Below are 17,154 nucleotides of genomic sequence, written 5' to 3'. Positions count from 1 at the left end.
TCGGCCGGTTGGCCGGTCAAGAAAATGGCCAGCAAGTGGCGCGGCGCCGGGCAAATCTCCTCCTTCGCCCAGCCGCCGGTTTCAGCTTTATCTTCGCAACTCGGCTAGGATTTCTTCCGCGCGCGTGGAGCGGACGTCGTGATCGGCCGCCAGCCGGCGGGCCACCGCGTCGATCTCCGTTCCCACGGCACCGGCACCGATCGCAATGTTGCGGGCGTGCAGCGCCATGTGGCCGCGCTGGATACCTTCCGTGGCAAGCGCCCGGAGCGCCGCCATGTTCTGCGCCAGGCCGACGGCCACCGTCACCTCGGCCAGTTCGATGGCGGAGCCGACATTGAGGATCTGCAGCGCGGCCTGGGCTGCCGGATGGGTCTTGGTCGCACCGCCCACCAGCCCGAGCGCCATCGGCATCTCGATGGTGCCGACGAGCGTTCCCTTGGCGCTGATTTCCCACGTTGTCAGCGAGGTGTAACGACCCGAACGGGCGGCATAGGCATGCGCACCGGCTTCGATCGCCCGCCAGTCGTTGCCGGTGGCGACCACCACCGGATCGACGCCGTTCATGATGCCCTTGTTGTGGGTCGCTGCCCGATAGGGATCGACGGCGGCGAAATCGTAGGCATCGACGATGCCTTCCATCATCCGGCGACCGGAGAATTCCTTGGTGACGAGAGCGTCCTCGGTCAGCTCGATCCGAGCGCGTGCCAGCCGCAGATCCGCGAGGTTCGACAGGATTCGGAGCCGCACTTCGCCGCCGGTGATCCGCTCGACGATCGGTGCAATGGCTTCCGCCATGGTATTGACGGTGTTGGCGCCCATGGCGTCGCGAACGTCGACAAGCAGATGCAGCACGACCATCGGTCCGCGCGATGTCGACGGGAAGACATGGACCTCGATGTCGCGGCAGCCGCCGCCGAACTTCACGAGCACCGGATCCTTGGCATTGGCGGATGCAACGATCTCGTCACGCGCGGCAAGGATCGCCAGTCGCGCACCGTTCGGATCCGTCAGGCCGATGATCTGCACCTGCGCGCGCATGATCGGTGCCGTCGACGACGTCTGGAAGCCGCCGCAGCCGCGGACGATCCGCGCCATGTAGGAGGCAGCGGCAACGACCGACGGTTCCTCGACCGCCATCGGCACGAGATAGTCCCGGCCGTTGACCATGAAATTCGTCGCCACGCCAAGCGGAAGCTGGAAAGTGCCGATGACGTTCTCGATCATCCCGTTGGCGCGCTCGACGGACAGCGCGTCCGGTGCGGACAGAACGGCGCGTGCCCCGTCATCCATCATCGTCGCAGCCGCGACCTGATCCAGTCGCTCCGCGGGCGACAGGTTGCGCATGTTCTCGATGCGAGACGTGGCGGTCTTCTTTGTCAATGGCTCACTCCCAAACCAACTCAACTGGACTTGCGTCAGGTGCGAACTGTCCTAGAATATGCACAGGAAGCAAGGGACAGTTGGCCGGTTTGTTCCAGGCACTGTCCCAGCCGGAAGGTGGGACGATCGATGAAGGTGGTCGACAGTATCGTCGCTCATCTGAGCGGGCAGATTGCTTCCGGCCTCTACAAGGCCGGCCAGAGGCTGCCCTCGGTTCGCGGCGGCGCCGAGCAGTTCGGCGTGTCGAAGAACACCATGGCGGACGCCTATGACCGGCTGGTGGCGCGCGGTCTGGCGGTCGCGCGGCAGGGATCGGGCTATTACGTATCGGAGAACCGCCCGGCGCCGGTGTTCCGCAACCGGCCCGACGTTACCGAGGCCACCAGCATCATGTCGCTGCTGCGCGAACAGCTCGACCAGAACTACCAGACCCGCCCGGGAGACGGACGCCCTCCGGCAAGCTGGACGGAGGACGCCGACATGCGCCGCATCCTGCGCACCAGCCGCAACGCGACTGCCGAAGTGGATTTCGGCTATGGCAGTTCCTGGGGGCTCGGCGCGCTGCGCGAATGGCTGCGGACTTCGCTTGCCGAGCGCTCGATCACCACCGAGGCGGACGGGGTGATGCTGACCAGCGGCGTCAACCACGGCCTCGACCTGATCATCCGACACTTCCTCGAGCCCGGCGACACGGTGTTCGTCGACAGTCCCGGATACTACCCGCTCTATGCCAAGCTGCGGCTGGCGAAGGCGAACGTCGTCGGCATCCGCCGCAACGAGGATGGTCCCGATCTTGACGATCTGCGCCAGAGGCTGGCGGTCCAGCGGCCGAAACTGTTCTTCACCCAGAGCCAGGCGCACAACCCGACCGGCGGCACGCTGTCGCCGGCTCACGCGTTTGCCCTGCTGCAGATGGCGGAGGTGCACGATTTCCGCCTCGTCGAGGACGACATTTTTGCCGACCTTCTGTCTCCCACCCTGCCGCGGTTGGCTGCCTTCGGTCAGCAGCAGCGCGTTCTTTATGTTGGATCGTTCTCCAAGACCCTGTCGGCCAGCCTGCGCTGTGGCTATATCGCCGGAGCGCCGGAAACCATCCGCAGTCTCGTCGACCTGAAGATGATCACCATGGTCGCCACGTCGCTGCATGTGGAGCGGGTCGTGCTCGAGATGATCGAGAGCGGTCAGTACCTCAAGAACCTCAGGCGCCTGCGTGGCTGGATCGAGAATGGCGCCAAGGCCACCGCGCAGGCTCTCTCGGATGTCGGCCTGGAGGTGAAGCTGCCCAAGGTGCAGGGCTTCTACATCTGGGTCCCGCTGCCACCCAGCATCGACGAGACCGCCTTCTGCCGCCGCGCCGCCGAGAGCAACATCTTCATTGCCCCGGCAAGCGTCTTCTATGCCGACCGCGAGGTTCCGGTGCCGCCGGCAATGCGGGTGAACGTCGCCTATGGCGCGGATCCGCGCTTCTGCGCCTTCCTGGCCAAGGAAATCAAGACAGCATGAATTGGAGTTCCCATGGATGATATTCGCCTTGTAGAGGTCGGCCCGCGTGACGGACTGCAGAACGAGGCCCGGCCGCTCACCGTCGCCGATCGCGTCGAGATGATCGAGGGGCTGATCGGCGCGGGTCTGCGCACCATCGAGGCCGGCAGCTTCGTTTCGCCGAAATGGGTGCCGCAGATGGCCGGATCGGGCGAGGTGCTCGCCCTGCTCGGCCGGCGGGAGGGCATCAACCTGCCGATGCTCGTGCCCAATCTCAAAGGCTTCGAGGCAGCACGCGACGCGGGCGCCGAAGAGATCGCAATCTTCGCGTCGGCCTCCGAGACCTTCTCGCAGAAGAACATCAACTGCTCGATCGACGAAAGCTTCGAGCGCTTCGTGCCGGTTCTTGAAGGTGCGCGCGCGGCCGGCATGCGCGTGCGCGGCTATGTATCGTGCGTCCTCGGCTGCCCTTATGAGGGAGAGGTAGCGCTATCGTCGGTGGTCGATGTGGCGCGCCGCCTTCATGACATTGGCTGCTACGAAATCTCGCTGGGCGATACGATCGGCACCGGCACGCCAAGGGCCGCCGCCGCCATGGTGAAGGCCGTTGCCGCAGAGATCCCGATGTCCGCAGTCGCACTTCACGAGCACAACACCTACGGCCAGGCGCTCGCCAACATCCTCGCCTGTCTCGATGCCGGCGTCAGGGTGTTCGATTCCTCCGTCGGCGGGCTGGGCGGCTGCCCCTATGCCAAGGGTGCTACCGGTAATGTCGCGACCGAAGAACTGGTGTACATGCTCGAAGGCATGGGGATCCGCACCGGCGTTGATCTGCCAAAGCTTGCGCAGGTGGCAATCGACACTGCGGCGAAGCTTGGCCGCGATCCCGTGTCGCCGATCTCGAAGATCCTCGCCGCGAGGGCGTAGAATGCCACCGGTAACCTCGCCATCTGTAGGGGTCGGGGGGCGATCCTGCGTATACTCGGTAACACCTGTACTCCCCGGATCGCCTCACACTGCGTCATCCTCGGGCCTGTCCCGAGGATCCGCGACCGCAGAGCCTGAGCGATCTGCGTTGTCCATGGGAGCAAGACCCGCTGCCCTGAAAGCAGCGAACCGGCGGTAGATCCTCGGGGACAAGCCCGAGGATGATGGCATCAGAGCAAAGCTTGTCGTCACGTTGGCCGGGTGCGGCGGGCTTAACCAGAGCATAACGGCGGAGCGCGAGGCATGCCGGCGTCAGAGTACGGCTTGTCCGGTTTCGCTGTCATCGACGTCAGAACTGCCAGCCGGCCGGGACCCAGGCATAGCCGCCGTCGGTCTTCAGCATCCGGCCGAGCCCCGGGAAGGGATAGTGGAAGCCGAGCACCGGCAGCTGATCGGCAGACGCCCGATCGAAGATCCGGCGGCGGGAGGCGAGCGCCGTCTCCTTGTCGCGATCGGGGCCGGGACGCCAGGGATTGTCGATGTTGACGACCGGGTGATAGGCAAGATCCGCCGTCAGCAGCAGCTGATCATTGCCGGAATGGACGAGGAAGGTCGCCATGCCCGGCGTATGCCCGGATGCGACGACCGTCGTCAGGCCCGGGACGATTTCGGCGCCGGCCTCGTAGAGCTCGATATCGCTCCGCACCGGTTCAAGGCTGCTCTTGATGGCGTCACCGAAGCGTAGGCGGAACTCTTGCGGCACCGGCATGTAGGAAAGATCCGGATCATTGCTGACGAAGAACTCCCAGTCTGCCCTTGGCACGAAGACGGTGGCGCGCGGGAAAGCCCTGCCGCCGTCGGCGGTCCTCAGGTTGCCCACATGGTCAGGATGGGTGTGCGAGATGACAACGGCATCGATGTCTTCCGGACCAAGACCGATCGCCGCCAGGTTCTCAAAGATCCGGCCGGCATTCGGACCCATGGTGCCACCTGCACCGGCTTCGATCAGGATCCGCCGGCCGCCGGTCTCGATCAGCAGGGTATTGAGGTTGAGCGTCATGTGGTCGGCGGGCAGGAAGGCCCGTCGCAGCACCTCCTGAAGCTCCGCTTCCGGCGCGTCGCTCGCATAGACCCTGGGCGGTCCGCCGATTACGCCATCGCTCAGCACAGTTGCGCTGATCTCGCCGACCTTGAAGCGGTAGTGGCCGGCATTGCCGCTGACCGCGGACCTGGCCTGCGCGGTCGCGACACCTCTGCTGCCAGTGGCCACGAGGGCCGATGCTCCGGCGACCGCCGACAGCATGATGGCCCGTCTGTTGAGTGTGAAGGCGTTCATCGAGCTTCCCTTTATGTCTGCGGCGTTGCCCGCCACGCCTCAGCGCGACAAGTTCCGAGCGTCCGGATCAATGGTTTCCGAAGGCCGCTGTTGATCAGAAAGCCAGCATGACACGGCAGATTTGCGCTGATAAGCTAGGCAATACAGCTCAGCTTGATTAGGCGTGCTTCGCAATGAACCAACTTCGCCTGGATAGTTTCGATGTCTTCGCCGCTATTGTGCGCTGTGGCGGCTTTCGCGCCGCGGCTTTGGAGCGCGGCGTCTCGTCATCGGCACTCAGCCAGACGATCAATGCGCTGGAAGAAGCGCTCGGCATTCGCCTCCTCAACCGGACAACCCGCAGCGTCTCGGTGACGGAGGCCGGTCAGCGCCTGCTCGATCGCCTTGGGCCGGCGCTGAGCGACATCCGGCTTGCGATCACCGAGGTCGATGACCTCAGGGACAGCCCGTCGGGCACGCTGCGGATCAACGCGCCGGCGCCTGCGGTCGATCACCTCCTGTGCCCGCTGCTGTTCGACTTCATGGAACTCTATCCCGCGGTGAATATCGAGATCGTCAGCGATGCCGCGGTCGTCGATATCGTCGAGCTCGGCTTCGATGCCGGCGTGCGGTTCGGAAAGCAGCTGGCGCAGGACATGATCGCCGTGCCGCTGGGTCTGCCGCTTCGCTATGCGATCGTGGCCGCGCCTAGTTATCTGGAGCGGTATGGACGACCGCTGACGCCGCACGACCTTGTCCGGCACGACTGCATACGGCGGCGTTTTCCAGGCGGCAGGCTGGTGTCCTGGAAGTTCCGAAACAGTGACGAGGAGATGGATGTCAGCCCCACCGGACGCCTGACCCTCAGCTCAGCCCATAACGAGCTGCAGGCGGCGCTGGCGGGACGAGGGATCGCGCATGTGTTCGAGGATTATGCACGACCCCATCTCGCCGATGGCCGGCTGGTCGAGATCCTCTCCGACTGGAGCGCGACGCTGCCGGCTTGGTTCTTGTACTACCCGAGCCGCCGGCTTCCGGGCGCCGCCATGCGGACGTTCCTCAACTATTTGCACGCCTACCGCTGGCCACATGCACCCACCTCCTCTTAAGGGGGACGCTCACGAGCGCGCCGGGCGATTGACGCTTGTCGCCCACGTTGCCGGACGGGCGAAAGGACGTCTACGCTCCCGATTGTCTACCATCAGCCGCCGCCTCACATTCCGTCATCCTCGGGGCCTGTCCCGAGGATCCGCGACCGCAGATCCTTGTACGTCGTCCGTCGAGCAAGATCCGCCGCGCTGAACACGGCCAACCGGCAGTAGATCCTCGGGACAAGCCCGAGGATGATGGCGTCAGAGCGGACTTTGTCCCGAAGGTCGCTTCAACGGTCGCCGGCGCCGGTTTAGGCCGCAGCAGCAGGCCCTGCGGCCGCCCGTCAGGCGGCCGTCAGTCCCGGATGTCTTTGAGTGCTCTGCCAGTCGATGCGCCGCTCCAGCGCTTCGCCGTCTCCATCGAACAGGTGGCAATCGGCAGCGCGGATGCCGGTACGCACCGGCTCGTCCACCTGGATCGGTGCCGAGCCGGGCAGGAGCGCGCAGTAGGGTTCGCCGGTCGGCAGCGCCGCATAGGCCACCGTATTGACGCCCAACCGTTCGATCACCGACGGCGTCACCTCGAGGTTGAGGTCGCCCGAAGACAGCATCGTGTGTTCCGGGCGGATACCGAGTGTCAGCGTCTGGCCGACGAGTTCGGCGCGCGGCGCAACGGGGATCGTCACCCGCTCGCCGCGATAGCCGACGGTCATGCCGTCAGCGGTCGCCGCCTCGCAGACAACCGGCAGGAAATTCATCTTCGGATTGCCGATGAAGCCGGCGACGAACAGGTTCTGCGGCTTGTGGTAAAGCTCCAGCGGCGCGCCGACCTGGGCGATCCGGCCACCATCAAGCACGACGATCCGGTCCGCCATCGTCATCGCCTCGACCTGGTCGTGGGTGACGTAGATCATCGTTGCCTTGAGGTCGCGGTGAAGCTTGGTGAGCTCGATGCGCATGTCGGCGCGCAAGGCGGCGTCGAGGTTCGACAGCGGTTCGTCGAACAGGAAAATCTTCGGCTCGCGGACGATGGCGCGGCCGATCGCGACGCGCTGCCGCTGGCCGCCGGACAGCATGCCCGGCTTCTGCTGCAGGCGTTGTTCAAGCTGCAGGATCTTGGCGACCGCACCCACCTTGTCGCGGATCTTGTCCTCCGCCAGCCCCTCGACGCGCAGCGGAAAGGCGATGTTCTCGAACACCGACATGTGCGGGTAGAGCGCGTAGGACTGGAAGACCATGGCGATGCCACGTTCCACAGGCGGCCTGTCGTTGACGCGGACGCCATCGATGACGATATCGCCGTCGCTGGTCGAATCGAGCCCGGCGATCATCCGCAGAAGCGTTGACTTGCCGCAACCCGAGGGGCCGACGAAAACCACGAACTCGCCGTCGTTGACCTCGAGGCGGATGCGTTTCAGCACCTCGAAGTCACCGTAGAACTTCTGCACGTTGTTGAGGAAAAGCTGTCCCAAGATCTGTTCTCCGTTCGCCGGAACGAGCGGCCTTGCCAAGAGAGGGTGAAGGATCGCGGCGCCTTTTGCGCCGCGATCCGGAGATGGTGGCAGGCCTACTTGTACTGCTCGAGGTCGGCGGCAGCCTTCTTCAGCGCGGCCTCCGGTTCGGTCTTGCCGGTGACGACAGACTGGACCATCTCGATGGTGACGTTCTGGAAGCCCTTGTAGTCGGTGAACAGAGGTTCCGGGCCGCCATAGGTGATACCGTCGATGAGCGGCTTCCAGTAGGGGTCCTTCTTGACGAACTCGTCGACCTTTGCCGACGGCCGCATCGGCGTCAGGCCGGCACCACCCTGCATCTCGTACTCGCCCTGCGGACCCGGCGAGGTGATGAACTTGGCGAATTCGATCGCCTTCTCCTCGACGCCGGAGCCCTTGAACACGGCAAGGCTGTCGGTGATCAGCAGCGTGCCTTCACCCTTGGCCGAGGGGCCGAGCGGCAGCGGCGCGATGCCCCAGTTGATCTTGGTGGCGGCCAGACGCGTTGCCGCACCCGAGCCGGCCTGGATCATGCCGACCTTGCCGTCGAGGAAGATGGCGCGGATTTCGTTCTGCTCGTAGGCGGTCGCACCCTCGACGGAATAGGGCGTGATGTCCTTGTAGGCCTTCAGTGCTGCCAGAACTTCCGGGCTGTCGATGGTGATCTTGTCGCCGTCGATCACCTGGCCGTTGTTGGTGTACACCCAGTGCATGAACTGGTGCATGGTGTTGTCGAAGGTCTTGGCTGGCAGACCGTAACCGGCAATGCCGGTCTTTTCCTTGATCTGCTTGGCAAACGCGATCTCTTCGGCCCAGGTCTTCGGCGGGGTCTCAGGGTCAAGGCCGGCCTGCTTGAAGAGGTCCTTGTTCCAGTACAGCGCCTTGGTCGTGAAGGCTACCGGCACGCCCCACTGAGTGTCCTCGAAGGTCACCGTGTCGACGATGTGCGGGTAGTAGCTCTTCTTTTCCTCGTCGGTCATCGGGATCGGCACGATGAGGTCGTTCTGGGCGAACTCCTTCAGCGTCCGCGAGCCGACATAGGCCATGCTGACCGGCGTACCGGCGGCGGCAAGCGTCGTCGCCTTGTCCTGGCACTGCGCCCAGCCGACGACTTCCGGCGAAACCTTCCAGCCGGCGTTCTTGCCTTCCCATTCCTTGATGTACTTCTCGTGGATCGGGTCGAGCTTGTCGCCGCAATAGATCCACGAAATTTCCTTGTCGGCCGCGTGGGCGGCCATGGCGCTCAGCATGGTGGTGCCGACGAGCGCCGCTGCATAGATCCCAGTCTTGATCGAAAGTGTCACGTTCATGCTCCCGTTATTGTGGTTGTCTTATTGTTTCACCGCGCCGGCGGTCAGACCGCTGACGAGATAGCGTTGCAGGAAGAAGATCACGATCATCGCCGGCGTGATGCCGACGAAGCTCGCCGCCATCAGCTCGTTCCAGACCACTTCCTGGCGACCGAAATAGGCGTAGAGGCCCACCGGCAATGGCATGTATTCGGACTTGGCGTTGAAGGTCAGCGCGAAGATGAACTGCTGGGCGTAGGAGCCGATGAAGGTGGTGATGGCAACCACCGTGATACCCGGCATGGCGATCGGCAGGATCACCCGGCGCAGCGTGTAGAAGTGGCTGGCGCCATCCACATAGGCGGCCTCGTCGAGTTCGCGCGGGATGCGCATCATGTAGGTGCGCAACAGCCAGATGGCCGACGGGATGAGAAAGGCGACGCCCGGGACTATCATGGCGAAATAGGTGTTCAGCACGCCGAGCGTCCGCATCAGCCGGAACAGCGGAATGAGCAGAACGGCGCCAGAGAACATGTTGACCGCCAGGAAGGCGGCAAGCAGCGGACCGCGCCCCTTGAACTCGAAGCGGGCGAACGCATAGGCCGCCGGCACTACCATGATCAGCACGACGACGGTGACGATCGTCGAGATGAAGAAGGAATTGAAGATATAGCGGGCAAAGCCCGGGACGCTGATCCACATCGTCCGGTAGGCCTCGAACGAGCCGTTTTGCGGAATGAAGCGGTAGGGCGAGGAAAACAGCTGGCTGAGCGGCTTCAGCGACACCAGGAAACCCTCGACGAAGGGCGCCAGCACGAAGCACAGGAAGACGAAGATGCCGCAATAGATGCCGATGATCTCGTACCATTTGTAGCGGTTGATCATTTGGGGAGGCGTTTTCATCGCTTGTCTCCGGAAGAAAGCCTGCTGGTGACGCGGAAGTAGCAGAGGCAGAAGATCGACAGGAAAATGCAGATCAGCACGGCGCGGGCGGCACCTTCGCCGTATTTCTTCGATCCGATCGCCGTCCGGTAGGTATCGATGATCATCGTGGTGGTTTCACCATTGGGACCACCTTGCGTCAGAATCCAGATGATGTCGAAGGAATTGAAGGTGGCAATCAGCGACAGCATCGACATGGTGATCATCGACGGCACCAGCAGCGGAAGCGTGATGCGGCGGAAGCGGTAGAAGCGGCCGGCACCATCCGTCCAGGCGGCTTCATAGAGGTCCTGCGGCACGGCCTGCATGGCCGCCAGCATGTAGAGCGTCACCATCGGCACGCCGATCCAGACGTCGGTGATGATCGTCGCCCAGAAGGCGGTCGAACCCTGGGCGAGGAAGGCGATCGGGCTGTCCGACAGGCCGGAGCGCTGCAACAGGCCCGAGATCATGCCGAACTGGCCGTTGTACATCCATCCCCACATGAAGATGCCGATGGCCATCGGTACGATCCATGGCGGCATGGTCAGCACCCGGAACAGGGCACGGCCGGGCACGGCGGCGTTCAGCATCGAAGCGCCGAAGGTGCCGATGATCATCTTGATGGCCACCGAGAAGAACGTCCACACGAAGGTGCGGATGATCACCTCGGCGAAGGTGGCGTTGAAGATCTTTTCGTAGTTCACCCAGCCGACCCATTCGGTCGTCCGCTTCAGCGACGCGTCGGTGAACGACAGGATGAAGGTGTCGACCAGCGGATAGGCGACGATGGCGCAGACATAAAGGAGCGCCGGCGCCAGCAGCAACCAGGCAAAGATGATGGCGCTTCGTCTGGTGTGCATGGCGGCCCCCTTTAAGCCGTCTTCGCCTGGGAGGGAGCCGATGTGCCGTGCAGGCAGGCATCGTACTTTTCCCAGACCGGCCCGAGATCAACTACCTTGCGGGACTGACGTGCCTCGTCCATGGCCAGTGCCAGGATACCGGCCTCGATCGCGTCGAGTGCCGATACCGGCAGCGGAGCACCGGTGGTCACATGCGCCAGAACGTCTGCGGCCATCTGCTCGTCGGCGCCGTAGTGCTGGGAGCTTGCCGACGGCGCCTCATAGCGATTGCCGATCCGTTTGACGCTCGTATGGGCGTCATGGACGTCCAGGAAGCCGCGCACGAAATCGCCTTCGGCCATGCCCTTCGAACCCATCACGCAGAAGCGGCGGAACTCGTCCGGCACGTTGAGGTTGGTGTGGAAGGTCATCGACGCGCCGTTCTCGTATTCGACGATGGCAGTCTGGAAATCGATGATGTCGCCGTCGCTGTCGAACACCTTGTCGGCGCCCATCCAGCCACTCGGCTTGCGGTGGTAGACTTCCAGATCGTTGACGCCGGCGTTCTCCGGGGCATTTTCGGGGACGAAGCTCTTGCGTCCACCGAAGGAGGCGACAAAGCGCGGCCGTGCGCCGACGACGCCGTTGTAGAGGTCGAGGTCGTGGCAGCACTTTTCCAGCATGAAGCCGCCGGCATAATGGTTGTAGCGGCGCCAGTCGCGCATGAAGAAGGCGCCGTGATAGGGGGCGATATGCTCGGAGGCTTCGATCGACACGACGTCGCCCAGCAGGCCCTCGGCCTGCGCCTTGCGCAGATCCTTGTAGAGCGGCGAATAGCGAAGAACGAGCCCGACCAGCAGGCGATCGTGGCCATAGGTATTGAGAAGCGAGGCAAGCTCCAGGCTTTCCTCGATCGAAACGACAATCGGCTTCTCGGTAAACACGGTCAGCCCGGCCTGCAGGCCGATACGGATATGCTCGAGATGCAGATGATTGGGCGAGCCGATCATCAGCAGGTCGAAGGTTTCCGACGCAATCAGCGCTTCCGGCGTGGCATATTCGCGGCCGGGCGAGACGCCGACTTCCTGGAGGCGCGGCATGCCCGCGGGGGCCGGATCCACATAGCCGACGATCTCGAACGTGGGGTCGATTTCGCTCAAGACACGACCAAGATAGCCCAGTCGGAATCCGAGTCCGATGATAGCGACCTTCATAGCGGCCCGTTCCCTGTTTTCGTAATTATTTTTCTTAGCCTGTGGCAGATACGAGAACTCGTCAACTGGAAATCGTCATTTCATTTCGTTCGTGAAATTCGTTTTCATAGACGGTCGCAATTTCGCCGATCCGGCAGAAATCGCGGCGCGTCAGGCAGTTGGCGTGTCCGCTCTCCGACACCGATTAACGAACCATACCAAAAAAATGCCAATCGTCTACCGGTTGAGCGAGAAATTTGCAGAAGCGGGGACGTTTCCGCCGTTCCGGCCCGCTTGCTAGCTAATCTGACCTTACATTCAAAACCATTTGCAGACCTGGACACGTGTTGGTATGGTCGGCGGCATCAGAGGGGGCCAGCCACATGCACCGGCATCGGGAAATCCAGGCAGCGGCCTGCGCGACGGCACCCCATGCCCTGTCCGGCGGAGGCCGGTGATGGCGGTGGATGAAGTGCTGCCGCTGAAGCAGTTGCAGGCGGTGCGCGGCGGGCCGCTCTACGTCAAGCTCAAGAAGATGATCGAGGATGCCGTGGTTTCGGGGCGCCTGAAGCACGGCGATGCGTTGCCGGCGGAGCGCGACATTGCCGATGCCGCGGCCATTTCCCGCGTCACCGTGCGCAAGGCGATCGATGATCTCGTCGATCGGGGCCTGCTGGTGCGCCGGCGCGGGTCAGGCACGTTCGTCGTCAAGCCGGTGCCGCGCATGCAGCAGCCGCTGACACGGCTCACGTCGTTTTCGGAAGACATGCGCCGCCGTGGGATGTCGGCCGGTTCGCGCTGGCTCGACCGCGGCCTGTTTCACCCGACGCCGGAGGAAACCATGACGCTCGGGCTGTCGAGTGCCGCCCGGGTTGCGCGCCTCGTTCGCCTGCGTACAGCAAACGACATGCCGATCGCTCTGGAGCGGACAAGTCTGCCCGACGATATCCTGCCTGATCCCGAAGGTGTGGACAATTCGCTCTACCAGGCGCTGTCACAGCGCAGCATCAGGCCGGTCAGGGCAAACCAGCGGATCTCGGCCATGCTCCTCAATGACGAGGAGACGGAAATGCTCGGCGTCCCCACCGGCTCGGCGGCACTCTGCGTGCAGCGCATCGCCTATCTCGAGACCGGCCGGGTCATGGAAGTCTCGACCGCCCTTTACCGCAGCGACGCCTACGACCTCGTCGCAGAACTGACCATCGGCTCCTGATCACGAGCCGGCACTACGGAAGGCCTTTCAAAATGACATCCATCATGCGCCAGGAGATCGACCAGATCCCGCAGGTGGCAGCATCTCTGCTCTCCAATCAGGCGGCGCTCGACAGCGTCGGCAAGGCACTGCGCGAGCGCGATCCGGCCGTGGTGGTCACCATCGCCCGCGGCTCGTCCGATCACGCTGCGTATTTTCTGAAATACGCGATCGAACTCGAACTCGGCATTCCCGTCGCCTCGCTCGGACCTTCGCTCAGCTCGATCTATCAGGTGCCTCTGAAGCTCGAACGGGCGGCGGCCATAGCCGTCTCGCAATCCGGTGCCAGCCCGGACATCGTCTCGCTGGCCAAGAGCGCCCGCGACGGCGGCGCGCTCACCGTGGCGCTTGCAAACACTCTGCCGTCGCCGCTGACCGAGACAGCAAATTTCGCAGTCGACATCGGTGCGGGGCCGGAAATCGCCGTGGCGGCCACCAAATCCTTCGTCAACTCCATCGTCACCGGGCTCGCCATCCTCGCCGCCTGGAAGGGAGACGCGGCGCTGACGCGCGCCGTGCAGGACCTGCCGAACCAGCTTGGTCGGGCGCTCAGCCTCGACTGGAGCATGCTCGTGGAGCCGCTGTCGAGCGCCGACTCGCTCTACATGCTTGGCCGTGGCCCGACGCTCGCCATCGCCTCGGAAGCCGCGCTGAAGTGCAAGGAAACCTGCGAACTGCATGCGGAGGCGTATTCCTCGGCGGAGGTCCTGCATGGCCCGGTTTCGCTGGTTGCCGACAGTTTCCCGATCATCGCCTTCGCTGCCCGGGACAAGGCAGAGGCATCGATCGCCGAGACCGCGTCGAAGATGGCCGCGAAGAAGGCGTCCGTCTACCTGACCTCGTCCAAGGGTGACGGCCCGACGGCGCTGCCGTTTGTTGAAACCGGCCATCCGCTGACCGATGCGCTCTGCCTCATTATTCCCTATTACGGAATGGTTGAAGCGCTATCGCGCAGCCGGGGCTTCAACCCGGACAAGCCGGCAGCCCTGAAGAAGGTGACGGAAACCCAATGACGACCCGCTTTGCCGTCACCGGCGGCCGGATTTTCGACGGAACGCAGATCCTCGATGGCTCTGCGCTCCTGGTTCAAGACGGCAAGATCGAGAGCATCGTCGCGGAAGCGCTCGTTCCGGCTGACCTCGAAAGGGTAGACGCCAGGGGCAGCCTCGTCGTGCCGGGCTTTGTCGATCTGCAGGTCAATGGCGGCGGCGGCGTGCTGTTCAACAACCGGCCGACGCTTGAGGGTATCGCCACCATCTGCTCGGCGCATGCCCGCTTCGGGACGACGGCACTGATGGTGACGCTGATCACCGATACGCCGGAGGTCCGCGATACCGCGATTGCCGCGGGAGCGAAGGCGCATCGACAGGGAGTGCCGGGATATCTCGGGCTGCATCTGGAGGGGCCGCATCTTTCGCTTGCCCGAAAAGGCACCCATGATCCGGCGCTGATCCGGCCGATGGAGGCGACGGATCTCGCCGCCCTGCAATCTGGTTACGGCACCTTCGGCCACGCGCTGACAACCATTGCACCGGAAAGCGTGACCGTGGAGCAGGTCCGTGCTCTGCGTGAAGGCGGCTACGTCGTCAGCCTGGGACATACCGATTGCGGTGCCGCCACGGCATTCTCCTACCTCCACGCCGGCGCGACGATGGCAACGCACCTCTTCAACGCGATGAGCCAGATGGGCAATCGCGAGCCGGGCATGGTCGGCGCCATGCTGGCCGCGGGCCAGGCGTCCTGCGGCCTGATCGCCGACGGCTTTCATGTCGATCCGCTCGCGATGGGGGTGGCGCTGCGGGCCAAGGCCGGGCCGGGCCGGATCTTCCTGGTCACCGACGCCATGTCGACGATCGGCACCGATGATGACGGCTTCGAACTCAACGGTCGCCGCGTCTATCGGCGCGACGGACGGCTGACGCTTGCCGACGGTACGCTTGCCGGGGCCGATATCGACATGCTGTCCTGCGTCCGCTTCGTCCACCATCGCCTCGACCGGCCGTTGACGGAGGCCCTCAACATGGCGTCTCTTTACCCGGCCGAGGCTATCGGCGCGACAAGCAAGGGGCGGCTTGCCGAGGGCATGGACGCCGATTTTCTGCTGCTTTCACAGGATCTCGAGCTTCTGTCGACCTATATCGGCGGCGTCTGCGTCTACGGCAGACGCAACGACCAGGAGGTGGCGGCGCGGTGATTGTCTGTTTCGATATCGGCGGCACCGCCATCAAGGGTGCGTTTGCCTACAGCCCGGACGATATCCGTCCCGTGCCGCGCCAACCGACACCGACCACGGATTTCAATGCGTTCGTTGCGGTGATGCGCTCCGTGATCGAGGCTGCCGGCGAACGTCCGGATTGCGTCGCATTGTCGATCGCCGGGATCATCGATCCCGATACGCAGCGCGCCGTGGTCGCCAACGTACCGTGCATTCACGGAAGGCGGCTCCAGGACGATCTGCAGTCGGCGCTCGGCCTTCCGGTGCTGATCGCCAACGATGCTGACTGCTTCGTGCTGGCCGAAACCGGTGCCGGCGCGGGACGCGGCCATCGGGTCGTCTTCGGCGTCATCCTCGGCACGGGGATCGGCGGGGGCCTTGTCATCGATGGCCAGTTGATCAACCGCGACGGCGGCTTTGCCGGCGAATGGGGCCATGGCCCGGTTGCCGCCACGGAGGCGGGAAACCCACCCGTCCGGCTGCCGCGCTTCCAATGCGGCTGTGGTCTCCAAGGCTGTCTCGACGTGACCTGCAGCGCCCGCGGGATGGAGAACCTCCACACGCACCTGTCAGGCAAAAGCCTCAGCAGCGAAGAGATCATCTCCGCCTGGCAGACGGGTGATCCGGAGGCGGAACGAACCATCAACGTCTATGTCGACATTATCTCCGGTCCGCTGGCACTCGTCGCCAACATCACCGGCGCGACGATCATGCCGGTGGGCGGCGGGCTGTCTAATGTCTCAGCGCTGCTGACACACATCGACGAGGCGGTCCGGGCGCGAATACTGCGCAAATTCGATCGCCCGTTGGTGGTGCGCGCCGAATGCCAGATCGAGCCGGGGCTGATCGGCGCCGCAATCCTCGGCCTCGGGGCCGTCGCAGGCGGATTGACCCGAGCGGCTATTTGATCGCCAGGATCGCATAGCGATGCTGGGTGGCGCGTTCGAGCCCTTTGAGGAAGCCGAAGTGCTTCTTCTGCGCCCGGTGGATGGCGCGCATGTTCGTATCGATCGTCACGCTCGAGAAGCCGGCGCGGGTCAGCAGTTCGGCCACCGCCTCGGCTCTCGCGCCGCCGGAGAAATACACGCGCGAGAGAATACTGCGATGGGTTTCCATCTGTGCCGGCGCCGGTCCGTTCTGCACCTCGGTGGCGCCGAAGCCTAGCCGCCGAACCCGTTCAGCGATCCGATTGGCGATCCGGGACAGCATGCTCGGGTTGACGAAATCGCCATCGACGATCAGCAGACGGCCAGCGGGTTTGAGCAACCGGTGCCACTCTCGGAAGGCAGCTTCCGGATCGACCAGTGTCCAGACCAGATGACGGTTGGTGATCACGTCATAGGCGGCGTCCGGCTCCAGCGTGTTTTCCGCGTCCCCCATGAAGAACCGGATGGTGCGACCGCGGGCGCTCGCCTTGGCACGAGCCCGCTCGAGCATCGGCTCGGCCCAGTCGAGACCGGTGACTGAAAAACCCAGATCATCGAGCAGATGCGAGACGACACCGGTGCCGGAGGCGAGGTCCAGTGCCTTGCGTCCGTCGCCGTTTCCAAGGTGACGGCGGATCAGAGCGTGCCAGGCGGCGCGCTCCGGCTCCGAGAAGATCTCATGTCCCGGCTGGCTGTCGAAAGTCTCCGCCCGCAGCGACCAATACGCCTTGATCTCGTCTCTCAAGCTGTAGTTCGACTGCGTGGTGGCCGGCTGCATGTCTATATTCCACAAGGTTAAAATATAACTGGAACACTTCTAAAAGATAT

The 17,154-nt window shown here is 63.9% G+C and carries 15 protein-coding genes; 7 read left to right on the top strand and 8 right to left on the bottom strand.

The genetic code is table 11. The features are described 5' to 3' along the window. Positions 1 to 87: 87 nt before the first annotated feature. Positions 88 to 1,380, bottom strand: coding sequence for a hydroxymethylglutaryl-CoA reductase, degradative (locus AAIH46_RS16180; RefSeq protein WP_430307000.1), 1,293 nt, complete (start codon positions 1,378 to 1,380; stop codon positions 88 to 90). Between the two features lie 129 nt (positions 1,381 to 1,509). Here AAIH46_RS16180 and AAIH46_RS16175 point away from each other — a divergent pair, with 129 nt between their 5' ends. Beyond that, a complete protein-coding gene (locus AAIH46_RS16175) occupies positions 1,510 to 2,883 on the top strand; it encodes a PLP-dependent aminotransferase family protein (RefSeq protein WP_430306999.1) in 1,374 nt (457 codons plus the stop codon). 12 nt (positions 2,884 to 2,895) lie between these two features. Continuing rightward, complete coding sequence (locus tag AAIH46_RS16170; RefSeq protein WP_430306998.1) at positions 2,896 to 3,789, top strand: hydroxymethylglutaryl-CoA lyase; 894 nt, start codon at positions 2,896 to 2,898, stop codon at positions 3,787 to 3,789. Positions 3,790 to 4,138: 349 nt separating this feature from the next. Here the strand turns inward: AAIH46_RS16170 and AAIH46_RS16165 are convergent, their stop codons facing one another. After that, positions 4,139 to 5,125 (bottom strand): MBL fold metallo-hydrolase, encoded by a 987-nt coding sequence (locus tag AAIH46_RS16165; protein ID WP_430306997.1) that lies wholly within the window; start codon positions 5,123 to 5,125, stop codon positions 4,139 to 4,141. A 173-nt stretch (positions 5,126 to 5,298) separates the two neighbouring features. Here AAIH46_RS16165 and AAIH46_RS16160 point away from each other — a divergent pair, with 173 nt between their 5' ends. Beyond that, positions 5,299 to 6,213 carry a LysR family transcriptional regulator gene (locus AAIH46_RS16160; protein WP_430306996.1) on the top strand — a complete coding sequence of 305 codons (915 nt, stop codon included), beginning with the start codon at positions 5,299 to 5,301 and terminating at the stop codon, positions 6,211 to 6,213. A gap of 326 nt (positions 6,214 to 6,539) precedes the next feature. Here the strand turns inward: AAIH46_RS16160 and AAIH46_RS16155 are convergent, their stop codons facing one another. From AAIH46_RS16155 to AAIH46_RS16135, 5 genes are all read right to left on the bottom strand, one after another. Further along, complete coding sequence (locus tag AAIH46_RS16155; protein WP_430306995.1) at positions 6,540 to 7,667, bottom strand: ABC transporter ATP-binding protein; 1,128 nt, start codon at positions 7,665 to 7,667, stop codon at positions 6,540 to 6,542. Positions 7,668 to 7,762: 95 nt separating this feature from the next. Beyond that, entirely contained in the window at positions 7,763 to 8,998 is a 1,236-nt protein-coding gene (locus AAIH46_RS16150; protein WP_430306994.1) for an ABC transporter substrate-binding protein, read from the bottom strand. Positions 8,999 to 9,019: 21 nt separating this feature from the next. After that, on the bottom strand, positions 9,020 to 9,880 hold the full coding sequence (locus tag AAIH46_RS16145) for a carbohydrate ABC transporter permease (protein WP_430306993.1): 861 nt from the start codon (positions 9,878 to 9,880) through the stop codon (positions 9,020 to 9,022). Next, positions 9,877 to 10,761: a carbohydrate ABC transporter permease gene (locus tag AAIH46_RS16140; protein WP_430306992.1), complete on the bottom strand. Its 885-nt coding sequence runs from the start codon at positions 10,759 to 10,761 to the stop codon at positions 9,877 to 9,879. The genes AAIH46_RS16145 and AAIH46_RS16140 overlap by 4 nt, the downstream gene beginning before the upstream one ends. Positions 10,762 to 10,772: 11 nt before the next feature. Next, the gene (locus AAIH46_RS16135; RefSeq protein WP_430306991.1) at positions 10,773 to 11,954 is read right to left on the bottom strand and encodes a Gfo/Idh/MocA family protein; all 1,182 of its coding nucleotides are present in this window, start codon (positions 11,952 to 11,954) and stop codon (positions 10,773 to 10,775) included. A 436-nt stretch (positions 11,955 to 12,390) separates the two neighbouring features. Between AAIH46_RS16135 and AAIH46_RS16130 the strand changes: the two genes are divergently transcribed. From AAIH46_RS16130 to AAIH46_RS16115, 4 genes are read left to right on the top strand one after another with little or no spacing between them, the layout of a single operon-like run. After that, positions 12,391 to 13,146 carry a GntR family transcriptional regulator gene (locus AAIH46_RS16130; protein ID WP_430306990.1) on the top strand — a complete coding sequence of 252 codons (756 nt, stop codon included), beginning with the start codon at positions 12,391 to 12,393 and terminating at the stop codon, positions 13,144 to 13,146. A gap of 32 nt (positions 13,147 to 13,178) precedes the next feature. Further along, positions 13,179 to 14,198: an SIS domain-containing protein gene (locus AAIH46_RS16125; RefSeq protein ID WP_430306989.1), complete on the top strand. Its 1,020-nt coding sequence runs from the start codon at positions 13,179 to 13,181 to the stop codon at positions 14,196 to 14,198. Next, the gene (nagA, locus tag AAIH46_RS16120; RefSeq protein WP_430306988.1) at positions 14,195 to 15,379 is read left to right on the top strand and encodes an N-acetylglucosamine-6-phosphate deacetylase; all 1,185 of its coding nucleotides are present in this window, start codon (positions 14,195 to 14,197) and stop codon (positions 15,377 to 15,379) included. Before AAIH46_RS16125 ends, nagA begins: the two co-directional genes overlap by 4 nt. Continuing rightward, entirely contained in the window at positions 15,376 to 16,308 is a 933-nt protein-coding gene (locus AAIH46_RS16115; RefSeq protein WP_430306987.1) for an ROK family protein, read from the top strand. The genes nagA and AAIH46_RS16115 overlap by 4 nt, the downstream gene beginning before the upstream one ends. Here the strand turns inward: AAIH46_RS16115 and AAIH46_RS16110 are convergent. After that, a complete protein-coding gene (locus AAIH46_RS16110; protein ID WP_430306986.1) occupies positions 16,301 to 17,104 on the bottom strand; it encodes a class I SAM-dependent methyltransferase in 804 nt (267 codons plus the stop codon). The two genes, AAIH46_RS16115 and AAIH46_RS16110, sit on opposite strands and share 8 nt — an antisense overlap. Positions 17,105 to 17,154: the final 50 nt, after the last annotated feature.

Source organism: Rhizobium sp. 0TCS1.26 (assembly GCF_050455525.1).
Taxonomy (GTDB): Bacteria; Pseudomonadota; Alphaproteobacteria; order Rhizobiales; family Rhizobiaceae; genus Neorhizobium.
This window is presented reverse-complemented; position numbering and strand designations above follow the sequence as displayed.

Excerpts from the sequence above, each read along its gene's own strand:
- nagA (WP_430306988.1), top strand. The coding sequence starts at position 14,195 with ATGACGACCCGCTTTGCCGTCACCGGCGGCCGGATTTTCGACGGAACG.
- AAIH46_RS16165 (WP_430306997.1), bottom strand. The coding sequence starts at position 5,125 with ATGAACGCCTTCACACTCAACAGACGGGCCATCATGCTGTCGGCGGTC.
- AAIH46_RS16135 (WP_430306991.1), bottom strand. The coding sequence starts at position 11,954 with ATGAAGGTCGCTATCATCGGACTCGGATTCCGACTGGGCTATCTTGGT.
- AAIH46_RS16160 (WP_430306996.1), top strand. The coding sequence starts at position 5,299 with ATGAACCAACTTCGCCTGGATAGTTTCGATGTCTTCGCCGCTATTGTG.
- AAIH46_RS16110 (WP_430306986.1), bottom strand. The coding sequence starts at position 17,104 with ATGCAGCCGGCCACCACGCAGTCGAACTACAGCTTGAGAGACGAGATC.
- AAIH46_RS16130 (WP_430306990.1), top strand. The coding sequence starts at position 12,391 with ATGGCGGTGGATGAAGTGCTGCCGCTGAAGCAGTTGCAGGCGGTGCGC.
- AAIH46_RS16145 (WP_430306993.1), bottom strand. The coding sequence starts at position 9,880 with ATGAAAACGCCTCCCCAAATGATCAACCGCTACAAATGGTACGAGATC.
- AAIH46_RS16175 (WP_430306999.1), top strand. The coding sequence starts at position 1,510 with ATGAAGGTGGTCGACAGTATCGTCGCTCATCTGAGCGGGCAGATTGCT.
- AAIH46_RS16125 (WP_430306989.1), top strand. The coding sequence starts at position 13,179 with ATGACATCCATCATGCGCCAGGAGATCGACCAGATCCCGCAGGTGGCA.
- AAIH46_RS16140 (WP_430306992.1), bottom strand. The coding sequence starts at position 10,761 with ATGCACACCAGACGAAGCGCCATCATCTTTGCCTGGTTGCTGCTGGCG.
- AAIH46_RS16170 (WP_430306998.1), top strand. The coding sequence starts at position 2,896 with ATGGATGATATTCGCCTTGTAGAGGTCGGCCCGCGTGACGGACTGCAG.
- AAIH46_RS16150 (WP_430306994.1), bottom strand. The coding sequence starts at position 8,998 with ATGAACGTGACACTTTCGATCAAGACTGGGATCTATGCAGCGGCGCTC.